Consider the following 23,425-nt stretch of genomic DNA (forward strand, 5'->3'; position numbering starts at 1 on the left):
CTGGCGACAGCGGGGGAGTGAGTTGGCGCCAGTATTCGAATTTGTCAGGAAGGCAAATAAACGGAATAAAATTTCAGAATACATAGGTCCGAGATAAATGACAGAAATGCTGGGTTTATTATATTAAATTGCGGCGTGTGCGTCATCGCGCTAACGGGACGCTTGTCTGCGCGTGAATAGTCGTAAACTAGGGTTTGTTTAGAGAGGTAAGACGAGGGAAGGTCCTGCTCAGGTCACTCGAAAAAACGGCGCAGATAATGCCCCGTGAAAGAGGCCGGATTGCTGGCAATGTCTTTAGGCGTGCCTTCGGCGACCAGCGTGCCGCCGCCGTCGCCGCCTTCCGGACCCATGTCGACGACCCAGTCCGCGGTCTTGATCACGTCCAGGTTGTGTTCGATCACGATCACGGTGTTGCCGTGGTCGCGCAAGGTGTGCAGCACGGTCAGCAGTTGCTGGATGTCGTGGAAATGCAGGCCGGTGGTCGGTTCGTCGAGAATATAGAGTGTCTTGCCGGTGTCGCGCTTGGACAATTCCTTGGCCAGTTTGACCCGCTGCGCCTCGCCGCCGGATAGCGTGGTCGCGTTCTGGCCCAGCGTGATGTAGCTCAGGCCGACTTCGGTCAGGGTTTGCAGCTTGCGCGAAACCGACGGAATCGCGCTGAAAAATTGCGCCGCGTCCTCGACGGTCATGTCCAGCACTTCATGGATCGTCTTGCCCTTGAAGCGGATTTCGAGCGTCTCGCGGTTGTAGCGCTTGCCGTGGCAGATTTCACAGTTCACGAAAATGTCGGGCAGGAAGTGCATTTCGACCTTGATCACGCCGTCGCCCTTGCAGGCTTCGCAGCGGCCGCCCTTCACGTTGAAACTGAAACGGCCGGCGGTATAGCCGCGCGAACGCGCTTCCGGGGTGCCCGCGAACAGTTCGCGGATCGGCGTGAACAGGCCGGTATAGGTGGCCGGGTTCGAGCGCGGCGTGCGGCCGATCGGGCTCTGATCGATGTCGACGACCTTGTCGAAATGCTCCAGTCCCTCGATCGCATCGCAAGGCGCGGGCAGGGCGCCGGCGCGATTGATCAGGCGCGCGGCCTGACAATACAGCGTGTCATTCACCAGCGTCGATTTGCCGGAGCCGGAGACGCCGGTCACGCAGGTCAACAGGCCGATCGGAAACGCAATGTCGACATGCTTCAGGTTGTTGCCGCGCGCGTTGCGGACCACGATCTGTTTGTCCTTGTCGTTCGGGGTGGTCGTTTCTGGCACCTGAATGCCGATCTTGCCGGACAGGTATTGCCCGGTCAGCGAGGCTGCATTGGCCAGAATGTCTTCGAGTGTGCCCTGGGCGATGATCCGGCCGCCGTGGATGCCGGCGCCGGGGCCGATATCGACAATATGCTGGGCGGCGCGGATCGCATCTTCATCGTGCTCGACCACGATCACCGTATTGCCGAGGTCGCGGAGGCGAAACAGCGTATTGAGCAGGCGCTGATTGTCGCGCTGATGCAGTCCGATCGACGGTTCGTCGAGCACATACATCACCCCGACCAGGCCCGCGCCGATCTGGCTCGCCAGTCGGATGCGCTGGGCTTCGCCGCCGGACAGCGTGTCGGCGCTGCGGTCGAGGGTCAAATAGTCGAGGCCGACGTTGACCAGGAATTCGAGCCGTTCCTGAATCTCCTTGATGATCCTGGCCGCGACTTCGCCGCGCTTGCCGGGCAGATTCAACTGTTCAAAGAAAGCCAGCGCCTTGCGGATCGGAAAGCGGGTCAGGTGGTGGATCGGCAGGTCTTCGACAAACACATTGCGCGCCGACAGATTCAGCCGCGCACCGTCGCAGACGGCGCACGGCTTCTGCGAAAGATACTTCGCGAGCTCCTCGCGTACCATTTGCGAATCGGTTTCATGGTAGCGGCGCTCCATGATCGCGATGATGCCTTCGAAGCGGTGGCGTTTCTTTTTCGAGAAGCCGAATTCGCCGACCATCTTGAACTCGACTTCATCGTCGCCACTGCCGTATAGGATGATCGCCTGGATTTCTTTCGGCAATTGCGAAAACGGTACCTCCGGGTCGAAGCCGTAATGCTTCGCGAGTCCGCAGATGATCTGATAATAATAGGCGTTGCGCCGGTCCCAGCCGCGAATCGCGCCGCCGGCCAGGCTGATGTCCGGATTGTGCACGACCAGTTCGGGGTCGAAATATTCGCGGACGCCGAGGCCGTCGCAGCTGGTGCAGGCGCCTTTCGGATTGTTGAACGAAAAGATGCGCGGTTCGAGTTCGGTCAGGCTGTAGCCGCAGTGCGGGCAGGCGTAACGCTCGGAAAACAAGAGTTCGGTGCCGTCGTCCATGCAGGCCGCGATCGCCATGCCGTCCGCGATGCGCAGGGCGGTCTCGAACGATTCGGCGAGCCGCAAGGCGATGTCGCCGCGAATCTTGAAGCGGTCGACGATCACCTCGATCGTGTGTTTCTTTTTCAGATCCAGCGCCGGCGCTTCTTCCAGTTCATATACGCCGCCGTCGATACGGGCGCGGATGAAGCCTTGCGCGCGCAAGTCTTCGAGCAGCTGGCTGTGCTCGCCTTTGCGCTCGCTGATCACCGGCGCCAACAGCATCCAGCGCTGCTCCTCGGGCTGCGCCAGCACCTGGTCGACCATCTGGCTAATCGTCTGCGCCTCCAGGGACACCTGATGCTCGGGGCAGCGCGGCGTGCCGGCGCGGGCATACAGCAGCCGTAAATAATCGTAGATTTCGGTGATCGTGCCGACCGTCGAGCGCGGATTGTGCGAGGTCGATTTCTGTTCGATCGAGATCGCCGGCGAAAGTCCCTCGATATGGTCGACGTCCGGTTTCTCCATGATCGCGAGGAACTGCCGGGCATAGGCGGACAGCGATTCGACATAGCGCCGCTGGCCTTCCGCGTAGATCGTGTCGAATGCGAGCGACGATTTGCCGGACCCCGACAGCCCGGTAATCACGATCAACTGATCGCGAGGCAGGTCGAGGTCGATATTCTTTAAATTATGGGTACGGGCGCCGCGGATGCTAATGGTGTCCATCAAGTAGTTCCGTGTATCTGGTCAGCCTCATACTATACGATCAAAAGGGGGCTAATTCAAACCAGCTGGCAGCGGGGAAATGAGTTTGCGGATGCCGCAGTGATATCCGTCGTGAATTCCGGCACTCCCGGAAGGACGGGCTCGAATTCTAAGGATGATCTCAGTGTGTAGGAACCGTGGTTTTCCGTCGAATCCTCAGGTCGGCGATTTCGAGCCGGGCTTGCTCGAAACGCTCGGCAATGAGGTTGCGTAACAACTCCCGATCGCTTTGACTCAGTTCGATGCATACGACTCTCATTCCGGCGCTTTGCTGTCCTTGAAAATGCCGTGATTATAAAAGCATGGCGATTTATTGTTAAGCGAGGACAAAGAATTCCTTTCGGGAATACTTGATTAATTTAAGTTAAAATCAAGTATTGGCATAGAACGAATTGTATTTTGCTATCACACATCATATGTGGCCTCCTGTTCAGGAAGAATGCTGGATTTGTGAGGGGTGGCGCATATAAGTGTATGTAAATTAAGTTTTATTTAAGGTGAAAATTACTTATTTAGGCATGGAGTTGTCGTCCCCAATAACGTAGAATAATCATATCAGAATTAGTTTTCACGCTAGTTTTGATTGTAAGTCAATAAATTCAATAACTTAGAAGAATAGTTGCTAGGGTGTTTTTGCTGATTTAAGCATTTAATAATAATTAAGCAGGTATTCGTGGCTTCCTGAGCCTCGGTTGACTGGATTCTCTAGAGAACACCTGTCGGCCTTTTGTGAGAACTTAAGTGTTTATTCTTTATTACCCAGAGGAATTAAAGAATCAAGCATCGGGAATGGATAAAAATTTTTATCTTTCAATTAATTTTTTTATGGATTGAAATATGTCTAGCATTGATCAAAAACATCAAGGTAAGAAGCGGCATTTAGTCGCCGCGATTACCGCTTTGCTGGCGGCGCCCTTGGCGGGTTTTTCCGCGGGTGCTAATGCGGTGGTTGCAGATGCGCCAGTCTTGACCTTGTCTCAAGGCAATACCGTACTCAACGGCGGACCTGAAATTGTCGTGGATGGCGGTTTAACGGTAACGAATAATAATCCGGAAGTCCCTCTCGATGGCGCGGTTGTTGTCATTAGCAAGGGTTTTCTTGCGGGTGATGCCTTAAGCTTTACAGCGGTAGAAGGTATTACCGGTTCGTACGATTCGAATACAGGTATTTTGACTTTTACAGGTTTAGGCACGGATACTGCGTATCAAGCCGTTTTACGTTCGGTCAAATTCAGCAGTAATACAAAGGGTGAAGCGCGCGAGATCGTCTTCTCGCTGGGGACCGCCGTGCCATTTAAACCATGCGGCAGTTCGACCTACCATTACTATGAGTCGGTGGCGGAGAACCTAAGCTGGACAGCAGCAAAAGCGGCTGCCGAGGCTAGAAGCAATCAGGGCTTGGCGGGTTATTTGACAACCATCACCTGCCAGGATGAGCAAGACTTTACGGTAAGCAAATTACCTAATACTGGCGCATGGATAGGCGCCAGCGATGCGGCGGTTGAGGGTGATTGGCTTTGGGTGACCGGCCCCGAAGCGGGTACGCTTTTCTACAGAGGCCAAGGCGCCAGCGGTGCGTCGGTGGAGGGACGATTTGCCGAATGGAGCCCCGATTTTGGCGGCCAGCCGGATAACGTGTCGGGTGGTACAGAACATTATGCCCAGGCCTTTTTTAATTTGGGTAATCCGCCAACTAAATGGAATGATTTGCCTGAAAGTGGCGCAGGATTCACTTCACGGTATCTGGTTGAATACGGCGGTTTTGAGGGCGACACAGACTCCTTTACCGCAGCCAAACGACTGGTTCCGCCGTCAGCCGCCTTAAGCGCAAGCGGCGGTGCTACCCCGTCGAAGGGCATTTATGATGCTGTCGTCGATGCCAATTTAACCGTCTCGGAGAACGGCCAGACGACGCTCGATGGGGCGGTGGTGAACTTCGGTTCGGGGTTCGTCGCCGGCGATACCTTAGGTTTTACAGCGGCAGGCGGAATTACCGGTTCGTATGATGCGGAAAAAGGTGTTTTGACTCTTACCGGGGAAGGCTCGACAGCCGAGTATCAAGACGTTTTGCGTTCGGTAACGTTCACCACCACCAGCGGAACCGGCGGTAACCGTGAAATCCTGTTTTCGCTGGGTAGTTTGCCGCCCTTTAAACCGTGCGGCCATAATGAATACCATTATTATGATTTTGTGAGCGATCCCGGCCGCATTTGGCTGGATGCAAAAAACCGCGCCGAAGCACAAACGCATTTTGGCTTGCAAGGCTATTTGACCACTGTCGGCTGTGCAGCTGAACACGAATTTGCCCTCAATGAAGGGCATAGCGCCGGTAAAGACATCGTCTGGATAGGCGCAAGTGCCAGAGCCAAACTCGGCGATTGGTTCTGGGTGACCGGGCCGGAAGGGGAGGCGAATGCAAAAGCGGGCACCGAGTTTTACATTGCGGGGCAAGGCCCGGTGAACGAGCAATATTCACCGTGGGGAGATGGCGAACCTAATACTGGGGGGGGTACTGAAAATGTTGCTCATTTCTGGAGCAATCTGGGTGGTAAAGCCAATGATAATAATGAAACTTCAGGAAGCTCTGGTTATGCTGTCGAATACGGCGGTTTCGAAGGCGAAGCCAACACCCTCACCGGCGCCAAAACCGTTGCGGTGAGCATCGCCCCAACAGAACCTAGCAATGCGACCGCGTCCGAAGTGCACAGCACCCAAGTGACCGTCTCCTGGCAAGACAACAGCACCAATGAAACCGGCTTTAAGATTTACAACAGCGCAGACCCGCAAAACCCTATTGCGACGGTCGGAGCGAATGAAACCAGCGTGGTCATCCCCGGCTTAAGCTGCAGTACGGAATACCAGTATACCGTCACGGCTTATCTTGAGTCTGAATCGTTGGGCGCTACCACGATGACCGTGAAAACGGCACCTTGCGCGCCGACACCGGTGACCGCGGTCAAGAAACATGCCGGCAAAGTCTACCTGAGCTGGCAAGACAACAGCACCGACGAAAACCTGTTCAAGGTGTTTGTCGATGGCGGCGAAACGCCGGCGGTTCAAACCGCAGCAGATGTCACCTCGTCCGTATTCAGACCCATTGCGTGCGGTGATCACACCTTTGTCGTGAAGGCAACGAGGAATAGCGATCACCTGGATTCCGATGCCGCAAGCACCGAAGTCGTTAACATTCCATGCCTGACCCCGGACTTCAAATCGGAAAGCATACCGACGCGTTTAAGTTCCGAGTGGCAGCACTATGCTTCCAATGAGGTATATGACAAGCCGGTTATTATCGTGGCGCCGCCTTCTAACCGCGATGCCCAGCCGGGTGTGGTGCGTGTGAGAAACGTGGGTTCCGGCTTTGACATTCGGTTCCAGCCTTGGGGTGACGGTGATCCTGCGCATGCCAAAATTGAATCGGCGTCGGCCTTGCTGTTGGAATCGGGACGCCATGTACTGGCCGATGGCAGTGTTTGGGAGGTGGGCACCTTTAATTTAGGCGTTTCGCGCAAGGAAGGGAACAAGGCGACAAAAACCTTTATCTCGCCATTTGATAAAGCGCCAAAAGTGTTCTTAACCGTACAAACGGCAAACGGGGAAAATGCGGTGACTGCGCGTCTGAAATCTGTCAACAAGAAACAATTTGTTGCCGTGTTGCAGGAGCAGGAAGCCAATCGCAAGCGTGAACATGTGGCTGAAACAATTGGTTATCTCGCTATCTACACTCCGTCTGTTGATAACAGCAACAAACGCGATCAGCCAGGCAGCGGTGTGTTGATCATGAGTGACCAGTTGGATCATCCATACAGCGTGGATAAGGCGGTTGCCAAGAGAAAAGATGCTAGTGTCCTGTCTACTCCCGTAACCGAGTTTGCAAACTGTAAGTTAAGGGTAGTCGAAGACGACTCAAAGGATGCTGAGAACAAGCATGCTAATGTGTTTGTATCAACTCTGTTCTTTGATGCGCAGTATGAGCAATATGTCCATGGGCAATTGTGGTTCCAAGGCCAGAATCCTGCAAGCCTGCGGAGTTTGAGTTGTTATGAGGATAATGAAATAGTAGAAGAGGGTGAAAATAAATAAGCCCGTCTGACTGAGGGCTTGATCGTCGGACGGTTTTGCCAAAAAGCTGATCCGTCTGGAGTTAAAGGGCGCATTTTTTAAATGCGCCCTTTTTTTGCATGTTCGTCAGGGCACTCGCTTCGCGTCAAGACTATTGCTAGATGACGGTTAGCTCCGCATGACTGCCAAAACTAGGCGGTATTTAGTTGAGGGATGGCGCTGAGTTCTCTGTTCAGCACCTGTATTTCCGAGGATTTTAATAAGTTGTATCGGTTAAAGGGGAGGTTGGGATTATAATTGCTGCGAAGGAATGATCGTTTACGGTAATCCTGCCATTTCAGCTGAACTATCGGCATTATAATTACAATAAAAGAGAAAACTTATGAAGTCATTGAGATTATTAGGAGTCATCGCCGTTTCATCCTGGCTTTCTATTCCCGCAGTGCAGGCGTCGGAGCATCATAGCGGGCATGGCAGTATGGCAGGCGGCGGTGGCAGTGCGAGCCAGTGCCAGAAAGCGAGCCTGGAACGTTTTAATCCGCCGCATCTGGCGAAGGTCGCTCCGGGTTCTGAATTTTCTTTTTATGCCTTCAATATCGACAGCCCCGAGCAGTTGTCCGCGACGGTCAAAAAAATTCCTGTGGAGTTGACCGCTGAGTTCAAGGAACCCTACTTTCTGGTCAAGGGCAGGCTGCCGGCCAATCTGACCAACACGGCGGCCCGCATCGATGTGAAGGCTTCCGCCAAATCCTCGCATTGCGAAGAAGCGAAAGGCTGGCTCGTGATCATCGAATGACAAGCATTCGTATCTGGCGTGTAGTCTCGTGCGCAAAAGTTGCCGATTTGTCGGCACTCGGCTAATCTATCCGGGTTTACTTGCCAATGAGAAATTCCGATGTCGGCTAATCCCCCTGTCAGACGGTGCGTCGCCTATTGCCTGGCGCACCGCTTTCATATCGATGCGCTGGCGAAAGTGCTTTCGGATTCGAGTCTTATTCGTCTGATCAAGGGCGCCTTGCTGGTCGAAGAGAATGACACCTACACGGTCATTTTGGGCTACGGCGCGGTAGTGCACTGGAATGTCAGCCCGGAACGCCAGGCGGTGATCCATCGGCTGTTGCTGGCCAACGCGGAGCAGGCGTTGCCGTCAGTCGAAGAGGATCATTTTACTTTTGCCTTCGATTGTCCGGTCACGCGGATCGTCGAGGACCACATCGAACTCGAATCGTCCGATCCGATTTTGATGTTTGCCTTGTCGCAGGGCATGGCGCAGTCGATCAAGCTGGCTTCCTTCGAAACCCAGGCGCTGCGCACGATCGAAAACACCAGTTACATACCGAAGTCGTTGGCCGAGGAAGGCCGCATCAATATCAGTCGCCGCGACATTGCGAAAATCCGCGGCCAGTTGTTTTTAACCAAGAGCGACATCATCGTCAATTACGATTTGCTCGATATTCCGGAGTTTTTCTGGGAGTACCCGGAATACGAAGACTATTACACGATCGCGGCCAAGTATTTGGAAATTGCGCCCCGTACCGACGTGCTGTCGAAAAAGCTCGAAACGATTCACGAATTGTTCGAAATGCTGGCCGATGAGCAAAACCATCGCCATTCTTCGCGGCTGGAATGGATCATCATCTGGCTGATCGCATTCGAGATCGGCATGACCATTTACGACAAGGTGCTGTAAGCCATGCTGAGCTATCGTCACGCCTTCCATGCGGGCAATTTCGCCGATGTGCTGAAGCATTTGGTGCTGGCGCACTGCATCGAGCATCTGAAAAAGAAGGATAAACCGTTTTGCTATATCGATACGCATGCGGGTGCGGGCATGTATGCGCTGGACAGCGAGTGGGCGTTAAAGAACCGCGAGTTCGACAGCGGCATCGCGAAATTGTGGCGGCGGGACGATTTGCCGGCAGGCGTGCGGCGCTATGTCGAGCTGATCGGGCAGTTTAACCAGGGGAAGGCATTGCTGCATTATCCCGGCTCCCCCTCTATCGCCGCCAGTTTGATGCGCAAGGACGACAAGCTGTTCTTATACGATCTGCATTCCACCGAATTCAAGTTTCTGCACGAGTTGGTCAAAAAAGACCGCCGTATCAGGACTTTTCATGCCGACGGTTTGACCGAATCCCTGGGCTTGTTGCCGCCGAAGGAGCGGCGCGGGCTGGTGCTGATCGATCCTTCCTACGAACTTTCTAATGATTACCGCTTGGTCGTCGAAACCCTGAAGAAGATGCACAGACGTTTTGCGACCGGAATTTATGTGCTCTGGTATCCGGTCGTCGAACGGCAGCGTATCCTTCGTTTGGAACGGGCGCTGCAGGACAGCGGCATCGCCGATATGACGCTGTTTGAGCTGGCTGTCGCTCCGGACAGCAAGGGTCATGGCATGACGGCCAGCGGAATGATCGTGATCAATCCGCCATGGACGCTGGCGTCCGAAATGCGCCTGGCATTGCCGTGGTTGGCCGAGCTATTGGGCGCCGAAGGCCAGGGCGGTCACCGGATCGTCAGTCTGGCCCAGGAAGGCGTCGAGCCGGCGCCATAGCGCGAAAAATAAGTCCAAAATTTTCAAATCTGCCTGCGCTTTCAATGGGGCGAGCGATTCTTGTCCTAGCTGCCAGGTTTATGGCGACAGAGCTTGAATGCATAGGCAAAACCGAGAGAGTAACAAATTAAGATTTAATTTCTGTGATCGAATTCGCAACATCCATGGCGGCCGGGTGTTTTATCGGTAGCTGAATTGAAAATTGTTAATATCAGACTATTCTTTTGATAACACAGTTGTCCATGTGATGAGGTCTGCCTTGATTACCGTTAGCGATCACAGTTTTGAAGAATCTCCAGTGTTAGAGTTTATTTTTGATCAATTTACCGCCGGATTCCGCGAGTGGCCCGAGTTGTCGGCGGATAAACGTTTGGAGCGTTTGGCTTTCCGCGTCTCTAGAGCGCCCAAGTCGTTGCGGGCGCATGTGGAACGCATCCATTATTGCTTTAACCATTATATGAATGAGCAGTTGTATGCCGCGCTGATCGATTTGCTGATCGTGCTGAACAACGCGGGCCGCGAACTGAGCAAGCGCATGATATTCGGGTCCAGGTCAAGGCTGACCGAAAGTCAGTTTCAAACCCTGAGGTATTTTCTGAAAAGCGATGACGCCGCCATCGAAACCTTGCCCCGCAACCGTTTTTCACTGTTTACCAAGGGATTGCAGTCTTCCTTGCCTCTCGTGCAAGTGGTCGAGGAGGCAGGCGAAACCGAGCTTGATCCTTTGCAACTGGCCAGGGACTATATCGAGTTTAGCCAGTTGGATGAAGCGGCCCGTGTGCTTGAACAGGCCATTTTGATGCGTCCGGAGCACGCTGAGTTGCACGACGAATTATTGTCGCTGTACCGATCGACCCGCGACCGGACAGGATTTAAGCGAACGCAGGACGAGCTGAACCGTCTTGGCGCGAGTCTGCCGCCTGAGTGGGCGCAGTTGCAAGATTTTTTAAAGGTTTGATCAATGTCGGAACATAATAAGAGACCATTAAAAGTTGCCCTGCATGGCATGGATAGCCGTAGCTGCAAAACCATGATGATGTTTTTGCAAGGTCCGTGCCGGGGAGCTGCGATCGTTGTCAGCGAAGCCGAGGCTGAGGTTGATATTTTTGACGGCGACCCGCCGCCTGCAAAAATTTTATTGGCCCAGCACCTGCAGGCAGAAAGGCAAAGGCCGACGATCGTGCTGTCGCTGCAGGATTTCAAGCACGACGGAGCGCTTCTGGTCAGAAAACCGGTGAAGACCGATGACATGTTGTCGGCGCTGAAAGAAGCAAAATTGTTGCAGGAGGATCTTGCCAGGAAAAAAGCCGTAAAACAAGCCGTTCCGGTCACGGTTGACGCCGAAGAAGAAGAGGAGTCAGAACCGCCACCGCTCAAGACCTATGTGATCGATCAGGAGGAACGCAACAAAACGTCCAAGCATCAGACGGCGATGCGCTTCGATGAAAAAGGCTTTCAGGCTTATATCGGTTCGCTTCCGGACATTGATGTGAACGATCCGGCACAATTTGCCAATGCGGCGTATGACCCGAAAGATTATTTTCAGGGTTATATTCAATCGGCCTTCATGGTTTGCCGGGCCAAGGGACAGATTTTACAACTGCAATCGGGCTGGAAACCGATCATGATTTTTCCGCATACCCTGGAGGTTTGGCTTGACGCTGACGATCCGCAGTTGCGGGCGTTCGCGGGCATCAAGTTGAATTCGAGTTCGACATCCAAGATGTCGATCACTCCGGTCAATTCGCACACGATGGGCCTCGGCGGCTCGCTGGACAAATTTCAGAGCATGGATGCCTTTTTATGGAAATTGGCCTGCTGGACTTCAAAAGGCCGTTATCCGCGGACAATAGACTATACTCAGCCGGTCTATTTGAAAAGTTGGCCCAATTTTACGCGGTTGCTGATTACGCCGCATGCGCTCAGAATCGCAGCCTTACTGATACAAGGGCCAAGGACGTTGACCAATGTCGCACAGGTGCTCAATATCAAGCCGCAATATGTGTTTGTATTCGCCAGCGCCGCCTGTGCCTTAGGCCTGATGGGACAGGCAAAGAGAGAAGCCGATCATTTGATTCAGCCGCCGGCGGTGAAGCCGAGCAAGGGGCAGGGCTTATTGAGCCGTATCATGAATAAATTGCGTGGTAACTAAGCACAACGGAACGACACGAACATGAGTCAGTACAAAATTATTTTTACAGGGCCGGTAGGCGCCGGCAAAACCACGGCAATTCACTCGATCAGCGATATTCCACCGGTCAAGACCGATGCTGCCGCCAGCGACATGACTAAGACCCGAAAGGCCGCCACGACGGTGGCGATGGACTATGGCGTGATGAACCTGGCGGATGGAGAGAAAATCCATTTGTACGGCACGCCGGGGCAGGAGCGTTTCGACTTTATGTGGGATATATTGATCAACGGCGGCATCGGTTTGGTGCTGTTGCTGGATAATACCCGTGCGGACCCGTTCAAAGATATGAAATTCTTCCTCGATTCCTTCGGCGATTTTATCTCGAAGACCGGTGTGGCGATCGGCGTGACACAAATGGACCTGAGCAGTAAGCCGACGATAGCCGATTATCATATGCAGTTAAAGGATGCGGATTTTAAACCGCCGATTTTTGCCGTGGATGCCAGAGTCAGAAACGATGTGTCGCTGCTGGTGCAATCCCTGCTTTATTCACTGGATCCGGGTTTGGCTGAATAATATGAGCGGCTATCATTTAACAGAAGGGCTTTTTTTGTACCCAACGCCGTCGGGCGCCTACTATGCGGTGGCTTCGAACGAGATGGACAAGCCGCGCCAGTTTATCCGGCAGATGCTGTTACAGCCGGCGACCAAGGCGCTGACGATCGAAAATCTTCAGTTATTGACCGGCATCGACGACGCGGAAAAATGCATCGAATTGCTGCATCATTGCCAAAAGCTGGGATGGGTGCAGGGCTTGAACGAAGAATTGACCTATCCGGCGGATCAGCTCGACAAGATTCTGCCGGATATGCTAAGCACGATTACCGAGAACGGTAAGGTGCTGCTGGCCGATATGGAGGGATTTTATCTGGCCAGCCATGGGTTTCCGCATGAAGTGGCAGAAGAGTTGTCGGCATTGAGCGCCGAGATTGCCACTGTGCATGCGCGCCGCTCCGGGGTTTTGGTGAATAACCTCGGGCAGGCGAGTCAGGCTTGGGCGATTGTCGATGTGTTCGGCAACAGCCAAATGGGTTTTTGGCCGCTGTTCATCGGCAAAAATCGTTTTGTGTTAGTCATTTCCGGCATCCCTCATTTCAATCAGCCGGAATTTGTGAGTTTGGTTTGGGCTTTGGCAATCCGTTACGCGGCCAAGGCATCTTAATAATTTATTTTTATCGTTAACGAGGAAGAAAAATGCGGGCAGACATGCTTACATCTGTTTTGACAGATTTGAATGGAACTTCAGCGGATATTGAGGCGTCGGGCATCATTTCGACGGATGGCCTGATGATGGCGTCGGTTTTACCGGCCGGAATGGATGAGGATAGGGTCGGCGCGATGAGCGCCGCGATGCTCTCGCTAGGCGACCGGACCGCGCATGAATTATCCAGAGGCACTCTCGAGCAGGTGCTGATCAAAGGTGAAAAGGGCTACGTCTTGATGACCTATGCCGGTGATGATGCGGTATTGACCGTATTGGCCAAGCCGAATGCAAAATTGGGTCTGATTTTCCTGGATGTAAAACGCGCGGCGGAAAGCATCACCGCTTTACTCTAGCCGGTAATCCTGGCGGCCCAAGAAATCGATTGCGTATCGTGCGCCCCCGTCGTCCGATGAAGGCGGCGCTAATCTCGAATTTCTTGATTTTCATCGCAGTTTCCTGCTTCGCATGAGTCCATGGGGTGCCACAGGGAGGTGGCTCGGGATACGCTTCACATGCACTGTCATTTCTGGAGGAAATCCCCGGATTGGGGCGATTGCCTCGACTATTTAGCGGGCCGCAACAGGATTTGCTTGCTTGCGGATAATTTCTTTGGTTTACTAAAGCGCATTAGGTTTCTGCTGTCTTTCATGATTAACCCGCGCGTCATTTCACATTCCGGGCCGGTCAGGCTCTCTGGCTTCCGCTTCATGGTGTTTTGATGGCAGTTGTCGACTTAGCTTACAGTGAATTGGGCCGCCCTGACGCCGCACCGCTGATCATACTGCACGGGTTTTTCGCTTCCTCGCGTAACTGGAAATTCATCGCGGATAAACTGGCGGACTCGCATCGCGTGTTTCTGCTCGACCTGCGCAATCATGGCGCATCGCCCCATCATCCGCTGATGGATTATCCCGCCATGGCGGAAGATGTGCGCCGGTTTATGCTACAGCGCGGATTAACCCGTGCCAGCCTGCTGGGGCACAGCATGGGAGGCAAGATCGCGATGTGGCTGGCACTGAACGCTCCCGATGTGATCGATAAACTGATCATCGCCGATATTGCGCCGGTGGCTTACTCGCATAGCTTCGAAAAGATCCTGTCGGCATTGAAAACACTGCCGTTGGCTGCACTCAGTAACCGGAAACAGGCGGAGGAAAAGCTTGCTGAGGCCATCCCCGACTTGAGTTACCGGCAATTTTTATTGCAAAACCTGGTGCTGCTCGACGGTCATTATCGCTGGCGCGTCGACTTGGATATTTTCGATCGTTCGGCGCCCTATATCACGGCTTTCCCGGATGCCGGAAACCGGGCGCCCTATCAGGCAACCGCCCTGTTCATTGCCGGCGCGGAGTCGAATTTTGTGAAAGCGGAGGCCGTGTTTCCGCTGTTTCCTCTGGCACAATTGAAGACACTGGCAGGTGCCGGGCATTGGTTGCATGTCCAGCAGCCGGGAAGTTTTTTGGCGGCAGTGCAGGATTTTTTATGCGCATGAAGGGTTGCCCGTGGCTTGGCTGATGGCCCTGTGCCGGCGCAAACGGTAAAAATGCCATAATATGACCAGATAATTAGGATAAAATAGCAAGAGATGATGTAAGCCCTTCAATCATCGGGCGCCATACGGGTGCATCATCTTGGAAAAAAATCATTAGGAACACCAATGTTCTTAAATTATCCATTGTGTTGATTTGTATTTACCGTTATCTTAAATATCATCTAATAAACATAATAAGGAGAAATCGGATGTCAAAAGGCCAAAATCTACAGGATAATTTTCTGAATACGTTACGGAAAGAACATACGCCTGTGTCGATATTCCTGGTCAATGGGATCAAATTGCAGGGCAGGGTCGATTCGTTCGATCAATATGTGATCATGCTGAAAAATACGGTCAGCCAAATGGTCTATAAGCACGCCATTTCGACGATCGTGCCCGGAAAAGCCGTTAAGATGATTCCTGAAGCCGAAAGCGAAGAAGAGTAATCCTTGTTCGCTTCGGTGTTGAGTCGTTTCGTATCACGCGAATTTTACGAAGCGTTGTCGTGTGCCATGTTGTCTGCCGTCAGTTGGTCCTTCCGGCGCTGGAGTTGTTGATTGTTTGATCGCCCCGATTCGGGTGAACGGGCCATACTTGTTCATCTGATCCTGCATTCCGGGCAGGAAGATCTTCTGGAATTGAAGGAACTGGCCAAATCGGCCGGCGCCGAACCGGTGCATGTGGTGACGGGTAGCCGCAAAAACCCTGATCCGAAATATTTTGTCGGCACCGGCAAGGTCGAAGAGATCAAGCAGGCCATTGCCGACCATGAAGCCGGCATCGTCCTGTTCAATCATCCCTTAACGCCGAGTCAGGAACGCAATCTCGAAGCCGCGCTCGGTGTGCGCGTCGTCGATCGAAACGGCCTGATTCTCGATATTTTCGCGCTGCGCGCCCAGACCTTTGAAGGTAAGCTGCAGGTCGAATTGGCGCAACTCAAACATCTTTCGACCCGCCTGGTGCGCGGCTGGACACACTTGGAACGGCAAAAAGGCGGTATCGGCCTGCGCGGTCCCGGCGAAACTCAGTTGGAAACCGACCGCCGCTTGATCGGCGAGCGCATCAAACAGATTCAGGCGCGTCTCGCAAAAGTCGAGAAGCAGCGCCACCAAAGCCGAGGTAAACGCAAGAAGGCCGAGATTGCGACCGTATCGTTGGTCGGCTACACCAACGCCGGCAAATCGACCCTGTTCAATCGGCTGACCGGGGCGAATATTTATGCGGCGGATCAGTTATTCGCCACCCTCGACCCAACCTTGCGCAATTGCCGTTTGCCGAACAATTCGGAAATCGTGCTGGCCGATACGGTCGGTTTCATCCGGCATTTGCCGCACGAGCTGGTCGCGGCGTTCAAATCGACCTTGCAGGAAGCCAGCGAAGCGGATTTGCTGCTGCATGTGATCGATGCGCACGCGGAGGACCGCGAGGATACAATCGCAGAGGTCAATCAGGTCTTGCAGGAAATCGGCGCCGATAAAATTCCCCAGCTGGAAATTTACAATAAGATCGATTTACTCGACGGCGCCCGTCCCCGGATCGACCGCGATGCATCGGGCCGGCCGGCTCGGGTTTGGCTGTCCGCGATGGGTGGCGAAGGATCGGATTTGCTGTTTCAGGCATTGGCCGAGCTTTTTGCCGTCAATAAAATCAGGCTGCGCTGTCATTTACGGCCGGAGCAGGGGGATATCCGGGCAAAAATCCATGCTTACGCGACGATCCTTGAGCAACAGATCGAAGAGGATGGACAGTCTGTACTGATTATCGAGATCGACCCCAAGTATTCCGGGTTTCTGGCGGCGGTGAGCAAGGAAGTGCTATCGTCCTGAGCCGCGCAAACCGAAAAACGGGAGGCCGGCCGCGCGGGTTGACGGGCTCATCTTCCTTGAAGTTTTCGTGTTTTTTCCGTAATTACGTTAAAATGCCCCTCATATCGGCGGCCGCAAGGAATCGGCTTGCCCAGTTACCTCGGAAAACCCTCGGCTGGGCTTTGTCCTCGGCGTTTATCTGTTATCGTGATAAGTCGTTAATTTTAAAATAAATATCCTGTTATGGAGCAAACATATGTCCTGGAATGAACCTGGAGGCGACAATAAAGACCCGTGGAGCGGTCGGGGCGATCAAAAGGGCCCGCCCGATCTTGATGAGGCCATACGCAAGGCTCTGGACAAGTTAAACAATCTTTTCGGCGGCAGTGGCAGTGGCGGCGGCGAGGGACAGGAATCGGCGGGAGGTCCGGGAAAAAATCTCGGTTTGCTCGCGGCGGGCGCCGTAGCAACGATATGGATACTCAGCGGCACTTATAAGGTCGATGCCGGCAATATCGGCGTGGTCACTCGCTTCGGCAAATACGTCGAAGAAACCCGTCCGGGTTTGAACTGGCATTTGCCTGTTCCGATCGAGCGGGTCGATATAGTGAATGTCGAGCAAAACCGCACCTTGGCGGTCGGTTTTTCGAGCTTCGGCGAGGCCGGGGATAGGTCCGAGCCGAAAGAAGCCTTGATGCTGACCCGCGACGAGAACTATGTCGATGTGCGTCTGGTCGTCCAGTATAAGGTCAGCAATCTGTCGAACAGCGCGAAAAAGTTTCTGTTCAATGTCGTCGATCCGGCAACGACTCTGAAACAAGTCACCGAAAGCGCCGAACGCGGCGTGATCGGCAGTTCGGACATGGATTTTGTGTTGACCGAAGGCCGCACCGAGGTCGTGGCACAGGTCAAAAAGGAAATCCAGGAAGTGATGGACCGTTATGAGTCCGGCATCGAGATTACCAGTGTGAACCTGCAGGATGTGCAAGCGCCCGAACAGGTGCAGGCGGCGTTCCAGGACGTGATCAAGGCGCGCGAAGACAAGCAGCGTCTGATCAACGAAGCGGAGGCTTATTCGAACGACATCGTACCGAAGGCGCGCGGCGCGGCGGCCCGAATGCTGCAGGAAGCCGAAGGTTACAAGGACAGGGTGATTGCCCAGGCCGAAGGGGAAACCAACCGTTTCTCGAAAATGCTCGGCGAATATCTGAAACAGCCTGAAGTGACCCGGAAGCGCCTCTACATCGACACGATGGAGTCGGTATTGGGAGAATCGAATCTGGTGATGATCGATGCGAAAGGCGGCAATAACATACTTTATTTACCGTTGGATAAGATGGCGCAAAAGTTACCCGAAATCGAAACCCAGAGCGTGACACCTCCGCCGGCAAAAGCCGAGTCTGCACCCGCGGAAGCGGAAGAACCGATCACGGTAAGGCCTTCAAGCCGTGGACGCGACGCAAGGGGACGCCAATGACGACATTCAATAAGATTTTCATCGGTATCGCCGCGCTGGGCTTGATCGGCGCGATGTTCGTGTTTTCGGTCAACGAAACCGAAAAAGCGATCAAATTCAAGTTCGGCGAAATCGTTGAATACGACTTTGCGCCGGGCCTGCATTTCAAATGGCCGTTTCCGTTCAACGACATTAAAAAATTCGATGGGCGTATTCAGACGATGGTTTCGAAGCCGGAAGGCTTTTTGACCGCCGAAAAGAAAAACGTATTTGTCGATTTTTTCGTCAAATGGCGCGTCGATGATGTCAGCAGCTTCTATCAGCGGGTGGCGGGTGACGTGTATCAGGCCAACAATCGGCTGGATCCGATCATCAAGGATGCGTTCCGCGGCGAATTCGCGAAACGCGACATCAAGCAATTGGTTTCGACCGATCGTAAAGTGATCCGCGACATCTTGATCAACAACTCGCAGGCCTTGGCCAAAAACCTGGGGTTGAAAATCATCGACATCCAGGTAATGCGCATCGATTTGCCGCCGGAAGTCAGCAGTTCGGTGTTCCGCCGTATGGAAGCCGAACGTGACCGGATCGCGCGCGAATTCCGCTCGCAAGGTTCGGAAGCGGCCGAAAAGATTCGCGCCGATGCGGACCGGCAAAGCGTCGTGACCAAAGCGAATGCGTTTAAAGAAGCCGAAAAATTGCGCGGTGAAGGCGATGCGAAATCGGCCGAAATCTACGCGAAAGCGTTTGGAGCCGATCCCGAGTTTTTCACTTTTTACCGCAGCCTGAATGCGTATAAAAAGACCTTCAACAAATCCTCGACGTTGGTGCTGGATGCGGATTCCGATTTCTTCCGCTATTTCAAGCAACAGAAATAACGGATTGGGTTGAACAGGGCCGCTACGACGGCATCGATAACATTAACAAACGCCTCGCCCGTGCGGGGCGTTTTGTTTGAGTGGACTTAGAAAACATGCAACAAAAAGACTCCTGGCTCCTGCCGGACGGTATCGAAGAAATCCTGCCGGCTGACGCCAAACACCTGGAAAGTCTGAGACGCCGGCTGCTCGACAGGTTTGCCTGCTGGGGTTACGAGTTGGTGATCCCGCCGTTCATCGATTTTCTCGATTCGTTATTGATCGGTTCCGGGCACGATCTCGACCTGCAAACTTTCAAGCTGACAGACCAGATCAGCGGCGAGATGCTCGGCGTCAGAGCCGACATGACCCCGCAGGTCGCGCGCATCGACGCGCATCATCTGAAGCACGAATGGCCGACCCGGTTGTGCTATTACGGCACGGTGCTGCATACACGCGGCGATCCTTTGGAAAAAACGCGCAGCCCGATGCAGATCGGCGCCGAATTGTATGGCCACGCCGGCATCGACAGCGATATCGAGGTGATCCGGCTGATGCTGGAAATGCTCGCGCTGACTGGATTGCTGAATGTGCATCTGGATCTGGGGCATGTCGGTATTTACCGCGCCTTGTCCCGCCAGGCCGGTTTGAGTTCGGCGCAGGAAAGCGAACTGTTCGATGTGCTGCAGCGCAAAGCCAGACCGGAACTTGCCGAATTGATCGACAGCTACGCGCTCGATCAGGATCTGAAAGCGATGTTCCTGGCCTTGCCGCTGCTGAACGGCGGCACTGAAATCCTCGCTCAGGCTCGTCAGGTGTTTACGAAAGCGGACGCGGAATTGAAACAGGCGCTGGACGATCTCGAAACGATTGCCGCAAGGCTATCGACCTTGTTTCCGTCTTTGCCGGTCAGCTTCGATCTGGCGGAATTGCGCGGCTATCATTATCATACCGGCGTCGTTTTCGCGGCCTTTACGCCGGCGGTCGGCCGCGAGATTGCGCGCGGCGGCCGCTACGACAACATCGGCGGCGTGTTCGGGCGGGCTCGGCCGGCGACCGGTTTCAGCGCCGACCTGAAATTATTGGCGGCGCTGAGCAGCGCAAACGATAATGTCGCGCCGGAACGCAAAATTTTCGCGCCCTGTCTCGATGATGCCGCCTTGGCCGAGAAAATCCGCGATTTGCGCACGGCAGGACATACGGTGATCCAACAATTGCCGGGGCAGGCCGGCGACGGCGCGGCGATGGGCTGTACCGCGATCCTTGAACAAGACAATCGAACCTGGTTCGTCAGAAACTTAGCTTAGTGGAATAAAAATGGGAAAAAATGTCGTAGTCATCGGCACGCAATGGGGCGATGAAGGTAAAGGCAAGCTGGTCGATCTGCTGACCGAGCAAGCGGAAGCCGTGGTGCGTTTTCAAGGCGGCCATAATGCGGGACACACCTTGGTCATTCGCGGCGAAAAGACCGTCCTGCACCTGATTCCTTCGGGCATCCTCAGAGACAACGTGCAATGCATGATCGGCAACGGCGTAGTGTTGTCGCTGAACGCCTTGATCGAAGAAATCGAATTGCTCGAAAAAGCCGGCATCCCGGTGCGCAATCGCTTATTGATCAGCGAATCCTGCACCCTGATTCTGCCGGTCCATGTCGCGATCGATCAGGCGCGCGAAAAGGCGCGCGGCGCGAAAGCGATCGGCACGACCGGGCGCGGCATCGGTCCGGCCTACGAAGACAAGGCCGGACGCCGGGGCTTGCGGGCGGGCGACCTGTTGAATCCTGCTGATTTTGCGGACAAGCTGAAGGAATTGCTCGAATATCACAATTTCATGCTGGCTAATTACTATCATGCCGACACGGTCGATTTCCAGAAGACCTTGGACGAGGCGCTGGCGCTCGGCGAACAGGTCAAGCCGATGCTGACCGATGTCAGCGAAGCGCTCTACCGATATCAGGACCAGGGCAAGAATCTGTTGTTCGAAGGCGCGCAGGGCGCGTTGCTCGATCTCGATCACGGCACCTTCCCTTATGTGACTTCATCGAGCACGACCGCCGGCGGCGCCGCGACCGGCTCCGGCGTCGGCCCGCTCGACCTGGATTATGTACTCGGCATCACCAAGGCCTACGCGACCCGGGTCGGCAACGGCCCGTTTCCGACCGAACTGCACGATGCCTATGGCGAGCATCTGGGCACGGTCGGCCATGAGTTCGGCGCTACGACCGGCCGCAAACGCCGCACCGGCTGGTTCGACGCGGTCGCGATGCGGAAATCGGTCCGCCTGAACAGCATCAGCGGCATCTGCCTGACCAAGCTGGACGTGCTCGACGGCCTGGATAAGGTCGGTATTTGTACCGCCTACCGCCTGAACGGAAGCACTACCGAAACGGCGCCATTGGGCGCGGATCAATACCAGCAATGCGAGGCGGTGATCGAGGAAATGCCGGGTTGGTCCGACACCACGGCCGGCGTGACCGACTATGCCAAATTGCCGGAAAATGCCAAAGCCTATATCAAACGCCTGGAAGAGCTGGTCGGCGTGAAGGTGACGATCCTTTCCACGGGCCCTGACCGTGACGAGACGATCATTCTGGAACATCCGTTCGCTTAAGGCATTGCGGGCCGTTCCGCCAAGCCGAAAGGAATGGCCCGTCAAAGCTTGCCTAAATTCCGTGCCATTCCGTTCGCGATAAAATGGCCGATGGGATCGATTCGTTGCCATGAGTGAGCGCATCTTCTTCCCTTATTTCGATTAAGTTCCGATTCAGGAAACTCAGCTTATCATGACCTCTGTTTTTAGGGGACGGTCAGCCGGTAAACTTGGATCTTGCCTCGTTGCCAAGCAAAGCATGCATATGTGATGGGTATGATCGAATGCGGGTTGACTCATCTTGATACGCCGAAAGCCGGTACCCTGTACATACTTTGATTATTAATTCGGGAGTTATATGAACAAAAAAATTACCAAAGCCGTATTCCCCGTGGCCGGATTGGGCTCGCGCTTCCTGCCTGCGACCAAGAGCACCGCGAAAGAAATGCTGCCGATCGTGGACAAGCCGCTGGTCCAATATGCGGTCGAGGAAGCGATCGCGGCCGGCATCGACACGATGGTCTTCGTGACCGGACGTACCAAAAATGCGATCATGGACCATTTCGACAAGGCCTATGAGCTCGAAACAGAACTCGAAGCGCGAAACAAGACCGAAATCCTGAAATCGCTGCGCGGCATTCTGCCGTCGCATGTGTCCTGCGTGTTCATCCGCCAGTCGGAAGCGTTGGGGCTCGGTCATGCGGTGCATTGCGCGAAGCCGGTAATCGGCGACGAGCCGTTTGCGGTGATTCTGCCGGACGACCTGATCGAGGACGGCACGCGCGGCTGCATGGCGCAAATGGTCGAACTGTTTAACGAAAAACAGACTTCGATCCTCGGCGTCGAGCGCGTGCATCCTTCAGAAACCGGCAGCTACGGCATCGTCAAAACCGGCGAGACGTCCGGCACCTCCAGCCCGATCGAACTGATCGTCGAAAAGCCGAAACCCGAAGATGCGCCATCCAATCTGGCCGTCGTCGGCCGCTATATTCTGAGGCCGAAGATTTTCGAAAAACTCGAAACCACCGGCCGCGGTGCCGGCGGCGAGATTCAGCTGACCGACGGCATCGCCGCGCTGATGGCCGACGAGCAGGTGTTGGCGTACGAGTTCGAAGGCAAACGCTACGACTGCGGCTCCAAGCTCGGCTTTTTGATCGCGACGGTCGAATATGGACTCTTGCACCCCGAGCTTAAAGACGGGTTTTTGGATTATTTGAAAGACCTTTCGCGAAATTTGTAGGGGTATCGGGTGGGCGGCCAGTTTCCGACCACCCTCAATAACGGGATCACGGGAATCGCTACAGTCTTTATGCTTTTGTTCCCAGACAGATCCATTCTGTAAAAAAGGTGGCGTTATCTTACAATTAGGTTGAGTTGGCAGATAACGCCGATTTCCCAAAGACATATCCTTATACTGCAATTGGCCAGGGATTCAGCTTATTGCAGCAGAATATCCTTTTTGTTTTTTTCGATCGTCTTTTCGCCGATACCGGTCACATTGGTCAACTCCTCGACCGTTTTAAAAGCCCCTTTTTCGGTGCGATATTTGACGATGGCTTCCGCTTTTTTAAGGCCAATGTTGGTCAGCGAATCCGAAATGGTCTTTGCATCGGCCTTGTTGATGTTGACGGGAGCAGACATCGCATTGAAGGAAAATACAGTCATCAGAAGCAAGATTCTTTTCATAAATTTCCCCTTAAATAATTGAAAGTTAAATAAGAATGGCTGGTTGACCGGGAAAGCCACGACCGATAAGCCACTCAAGAAAGAGTGTAGAAACCTGTGCTGGATTTTCAAATAAGTTGCTCAAAAAATTACAACCGCGTCACATTTTTTTTGTACTCTTCGGCCCCCAGACTGTTCGGACACAAGCTCGGTAAATAGGCAAAAATGGTGGAATGGCGGCCTACGGAGGTTGATTTGCATTAGCATGGTGCAATGCATGGGAACGATGCACCACTGTAGCTCTAGTTTTTCAGGCTATAGATTCATTTGTAAAAATAAATCATTGTAAAATCAATTTGTTATGAATTTAGTTGAGGTTGGCGCCGATATTGCTTTAATTTTTCGTGGGCCTTCAC

General features: G+C 53.8%; 20 protein-coding genes. 17 read left to right on the top strand and 3 right to left on the bottom strand.

The features are described 5' to 3' along the window. Window positions 1–233: 233 nt before the first annotated feature. On the bottom strand, window positions 234–3,050 hold the full coding sequence (gene uvrA / locus ACEPPP_RS16220) for an excinuclease ABC subunit UvrA (protein ID WP_374088403.1): 2,817 nt from the start codon (window positions 3,048–3,050) through the stop codon (window positions 234–236). Between the two features lie 160 nt (window positions 3,051–3,210). Then, window positions 3,211–3,348, bottom strand: coding sequence for a hypothetical protein (locus ACEPPP_RS16225; protein ID WP_374088404.1), 138 nt, complete (start codon window positions 3,346–3,348; stop codon window positions 3,211–3,213). Window positions 3,349–3,926: 578 nt separating this feature from the next. On the opposite strand from ACEPPP_RS16225, the gene ACEPPP_RS16230 reads away from it, so the two are divergent. From ACEPPP_RS16230 to galU, 17 genes are all read left to right on the top strand, one after another. After that, the gene (locus ACEPPP_RS16230) at window positions 3,927–7,172 is read left to right on the top strand and encodes a fibronectin type III domain-containing protein (RefSeq protein WP_374088405.1); all 3,246 of its coding nucleotides are present in this window, start codon (window positions 3,927–3,929) and stop codon (window positions 7,170–7,172) included. 361 nt (window positions 7,173–7,533) lie between these two features. Beyond that, entirely contained in the window at window positions 7,534–7,947 is a 414-nt protein-coding gene (locus ACEPPP_RS16235) for a hypothetical protein (RefSeq protein ID WP_374088406.1), read from the top strand. A 99-nt stretch (window positions 7,948–8,046) separates the two neighbouring features. Then, window positions 8,047–8,841, top strand: coding sequence for an RMD1 family protein (locus ACEPPP_RS16240; RefSeq protein ID WP_374088407.1), 795 nt, complete (start codon window positions 8,047–8,049; stop codon window positions 8,839–8,841). 3 nt (window positions 8,842–8,844) lie between these two features. Continuing rightward, entirely contained in the window at window positions 8,845–9,705 is an 861-nt protein-coding gene (locus tag ACEPPP_RS16245) for a 23S rRNA (adenine(2030)-N(6))-methyltransferase RlmJ (RefSeq protein WP_374088408.1), read from the top strand. 202 nt (window positions 9,706–9,907) lie between these two features. Continuing rightward, on the top strand, window positions 9,908–10,663 hold the full coding sequence (locus ACEPPP_RS16250; RefSeq protein ID WP_374088409.1) for a FimV family protein: 756 nt from the start codon (window positions 9,908–9,910) through the stop codon (window positions 10,661–10,663). A 72-nt stretch (window positions 10,664–10,735) separates the two neighbouring features. Beyond that, a complete protein-coding gene (locus tag ACEPPP_RS16255; RefSeq protein ID WP_374088410.1) occupies window positions 10,736–11,857 on the top strand; it encodes a hypothetical protein in 1,122 nt (373 codons plus the stop codon). A 21-nt stretch (window positions 11,858–11,878) separates the two neighbouring features. Further along, complete coding sequence (locus ACEPPP_RS16260; protein WP_374088411.1) at window positions 11,879–12,415, top strand: ATP/GTP-binding protein; 537 nt, start codon at window positions 11,879–11,881, stop codon at window positions 12,413–12,415. Window position 12,416: 1 nt separating this feature from the next. Then, window positions 12,417–13,061, top strand: a complete 645-nt coding sequence (locus tag ACEPPP_RS16265) for a hypothetical protein (RefSeq protein ID WP_374088412.1) — start codon at window positions 12,417–12,419, stop codon at window positions 13,059–13,061. 32 nt (window positions 13,062–13,093) lie between these two features. After that, entirely contained in the window at window positions 13,094–13,456 is a 363-nt protein-coding gene (locus tag ACEPPP_RS16270; RefSeq protein ID WP_374088413.1) for a roadblock/LC7 domain-containing protein, read from the top strand. A gap of 365 nt (window positions 13,457–13,821) precedes the next feature. Beyond that, window positions 13,822–14,595 carry an alpha/beta fold hydrolase gene (locus ACEPPP_RS16275; protein ID WP_374088414.1) on the top strand — a complete coding sequence of 258 codons (774 nt, stop codon included), beginning with the start codon at window positions 13,822–13,824 and terminating at the stop codon, window positions 14,593–14,595. A gap of 248 nt (window positions 14,596–14,843) precedes the next feature. Further along, the gene (gene hfq / locus ACEPPP_RS16280; protein ID WP_374088415.1) at window positions 14,844–15,083 is read left to right on the top strand and encodes an RNA chaperone Hfq; all 240 of its coding nucleotides are present in this window, start codon (window positions 14,844–14,846) and stop codon (window positions 15,081–15,083) included. A 111-nt stretch (window positions 15,084–15,194) separates the two neighbouring features. Next, the gene (hflX, locus tag ACEPPP_RS16285; RefSeq protein ID WP_374088416.1) at window positions 15,195–16,463 is read left to right on the top strand and encodes a ribosome rescue GTPase HflX; all 1,269 of its coding nucleotides are present in this window, start codon (window positions 15,195–15,197) and stop codon (window positions 16,461–16,463) included. 235 nt (window positions 16,464–16,698) lie between these two features. Then, entirely contained in the window at window positions 16,699–17,919 is a 1,221-nt protein-coding gene (gene hflK / locus ACEPPP_RS16290) for an FtsH protease activity modulator HflK (RefSeq protein ID WP_374088417.1), read from the top strand. Further along, window positions 17,916–18,776, top strand: coding sequence for a protease modulator HflC (gene hflC / locus ACEPPP_RS16295; RefSeq protein WP_374088418.1), 861 nt, complete (start codon window positions 17,916–17,918; stop codon window positions 18,774–18,776). The genes hflK and hflC overlap by 4 nt, the downstream gene beginning before the upstream one ends. Window positions 18,777–18,871: 95 nt before the next feature. Next, a complete protein-coding gene (locus tag ACEPPP_RS16300) occupies window positions 18,872–20,062 on the top strand; it encodes an ATP phosphoribosyltransferase regulatory subunit (RefSeq protein WP_374088419.1) in 1,191 nt (396 codons plus the stop codon). A gap of 10 nt (window positions 20,063–20,072) precedes the next feature. Then, window positions 20,073–21,365, top strand: a complete 1,293-nt coding sequence (locus ACEPPP_RS16305) for an adenylosuccinate synthase (protein ID WP_374088420.1) — start codon at window positions 20,073–20,075, stop codon at window positions 21,363–21,365. A gap of 337 nt (window positions 21,366–21,702) precedes the next feature. Beyond that, window positions 21,703–22,584, top strand: a complete 882-nt coding sequence (gene galU, locus ACEPPP_RS16310; protein WP_374088421.1) for a UTP--glucose-1-phosphate uridylyltransferase GalU — start codon at window positions 21,703–21,705, stop codon at window positions 22,582–22,584. Between the two features lie 197 nt (window positions 22,585–22,781). Here galU and ACEPPP_RS16315 read toward each other — a convergent pair whose 3' ends face one another. Then, window positions 22,782–23,030, bottom strand: a complete 249-nt coding sequence (locus ACEPPP_RS16315; RefSeq protein WP_374088422.1) for a ComEA family DNA-binding protein — start codon at window positions 23,028–23,030, stop codon at window positions 22,782–22,784. Window positions 23,031–23,425: the final 395 nt, after the last annotated feature.

The organism is Methylomicrobium lacus (assembly GCF_041897535.1).
Taxonomy (GTDB): Bacteria; Pseudomonadota; Gammaproteobacteria; order Methylococcales; family Methylomonadaceae; genus Methylomicrobium; species Methylomicrobium lacus_A.

Bases quoted from the DNA above. Each gene is read 5' to 3' on its own strand.
- uvrA (WP_374088403.1), bottom strand. From the start codon at position 3,050: ATGGACACCATTAGCATCCGCGGCGCCCGTACCCATAATTTAAAGAAT.
- ACEPPP_RS16225 (WP_374088404.1), bottom strand. From the start codon at position 3,348: ATGAGAGTCGTATGCATCGAACTGAGTCAAAGCGATCGGGAGTTGTTA.
- ACEPPP_RS16230 (WP_374088405.1), top strand. From the start codon at position 3,927: ATGTCTAGCATTGATCAAAAACATCAAGGTAAGAAGCGGCATTTAGTC.
- ACEPPP_RS16235 (WP_374088406.1), top strand. From the start codon at position 7,534: ATGAAGTCATTGAGATTATTAGGAGTCATCGCCGTTTCATCCTGGCTT.
- ACEPPP_RS16240 (WP_374088407.1), top strand. From the start codon at position 8,047: ATGTCGGCTAATCCCCCTGTCAGACGGTGCGTCGCCTATTGCCTGGCG.
- ACEPPP_RS16245 (WP_374088408.1), top strand. From the start codon at position 8,845: ATGCTGAGCTATCGTCACGCCTTCCATGCGGGCAATTTCGCCGATGTG.
- ACEPPP_RS16255 (WP_374088410.1), top strand. From the start codon at position 10,736: ATGATGATGTTTTTGCAAGGTCCGTGCCGGGGAGCTGCGATCGTTGTC.
- ACEPPP_RS16260 (WP_374088411.1), top strand. From the start codon at position 11,879: ATGAGTCAGTACAAAATTATTTTTACAGGGCCGGTAGGCGCCGGCAAA.
- ACEPPP_RS16265 (WP_374088412.1), top strand. From the start codon at position 12,417: ATGAGCGGCTATCATTTAACAGAAGGGCTTTTTTTGTACCCAACGCCG.
- ACEPPP_RS16270 (WP_374088413.1), top strand. From the start codon at position 13,094: ATGCGGGCAGACATGCTTACATCTGTTTTGACAGATTTGAATGGAACT.
- ACEPPP_RS16275 (WP_374088414.1), top strand. From the start codon at position 13,822: ATGGCAGTTGTCGACTTAGCTTACAGTGAATTGGGCCGCCCTGACGCC.
- hfq (WP_374088415.1), top strand. From the start codon at position 14,844: ATGTCAAAAGGCCAAAATCTACAGGATAATTTTCTGAATACGTTACGG.
- hflK (WP_374088417.1), top strand. From the start codon at position 16,699: ATGTCCTGGAATGAACCTGGAGGCGACAATAAAGACCCGTGGAGCGGT.
- hflC (WP_374088418.1), top strand. From the start codon at position 17,916: ATGACGACATTCAATAAGATTTTCATCGGTATCGCCGCGCTGGGCTTG.
- ACEPPP_RS16300 (WP_374088419.1), top strand. From the start codon at position 18,872: ATGCAACAAAAAGACTCCTGGCTCCTGCCGGACGGTATCGAAGAAATC.
- ACEPPP_RS16305 (WP_374088420.1), top strand. From the start codon at position 20,073: ATGGGAAAAAATGTCGTAGTCATCGGCACGCAATGGGGCGATGAAGGT.
- galU (WP_374088421.1), top strand. From the start codon at position 21,703: ATGAACAAAAAAATTACCAAAGCCGTATTCCCCGTGGCCGGATTGGGC.
- ACEPPP_RS16315 (WP_374088422.1), bottom strand. From the start codon at position 23,030: ATGAAAAGAATCTTGCTTCTGATGACTGTATTTTCCTTCAATGCGATG.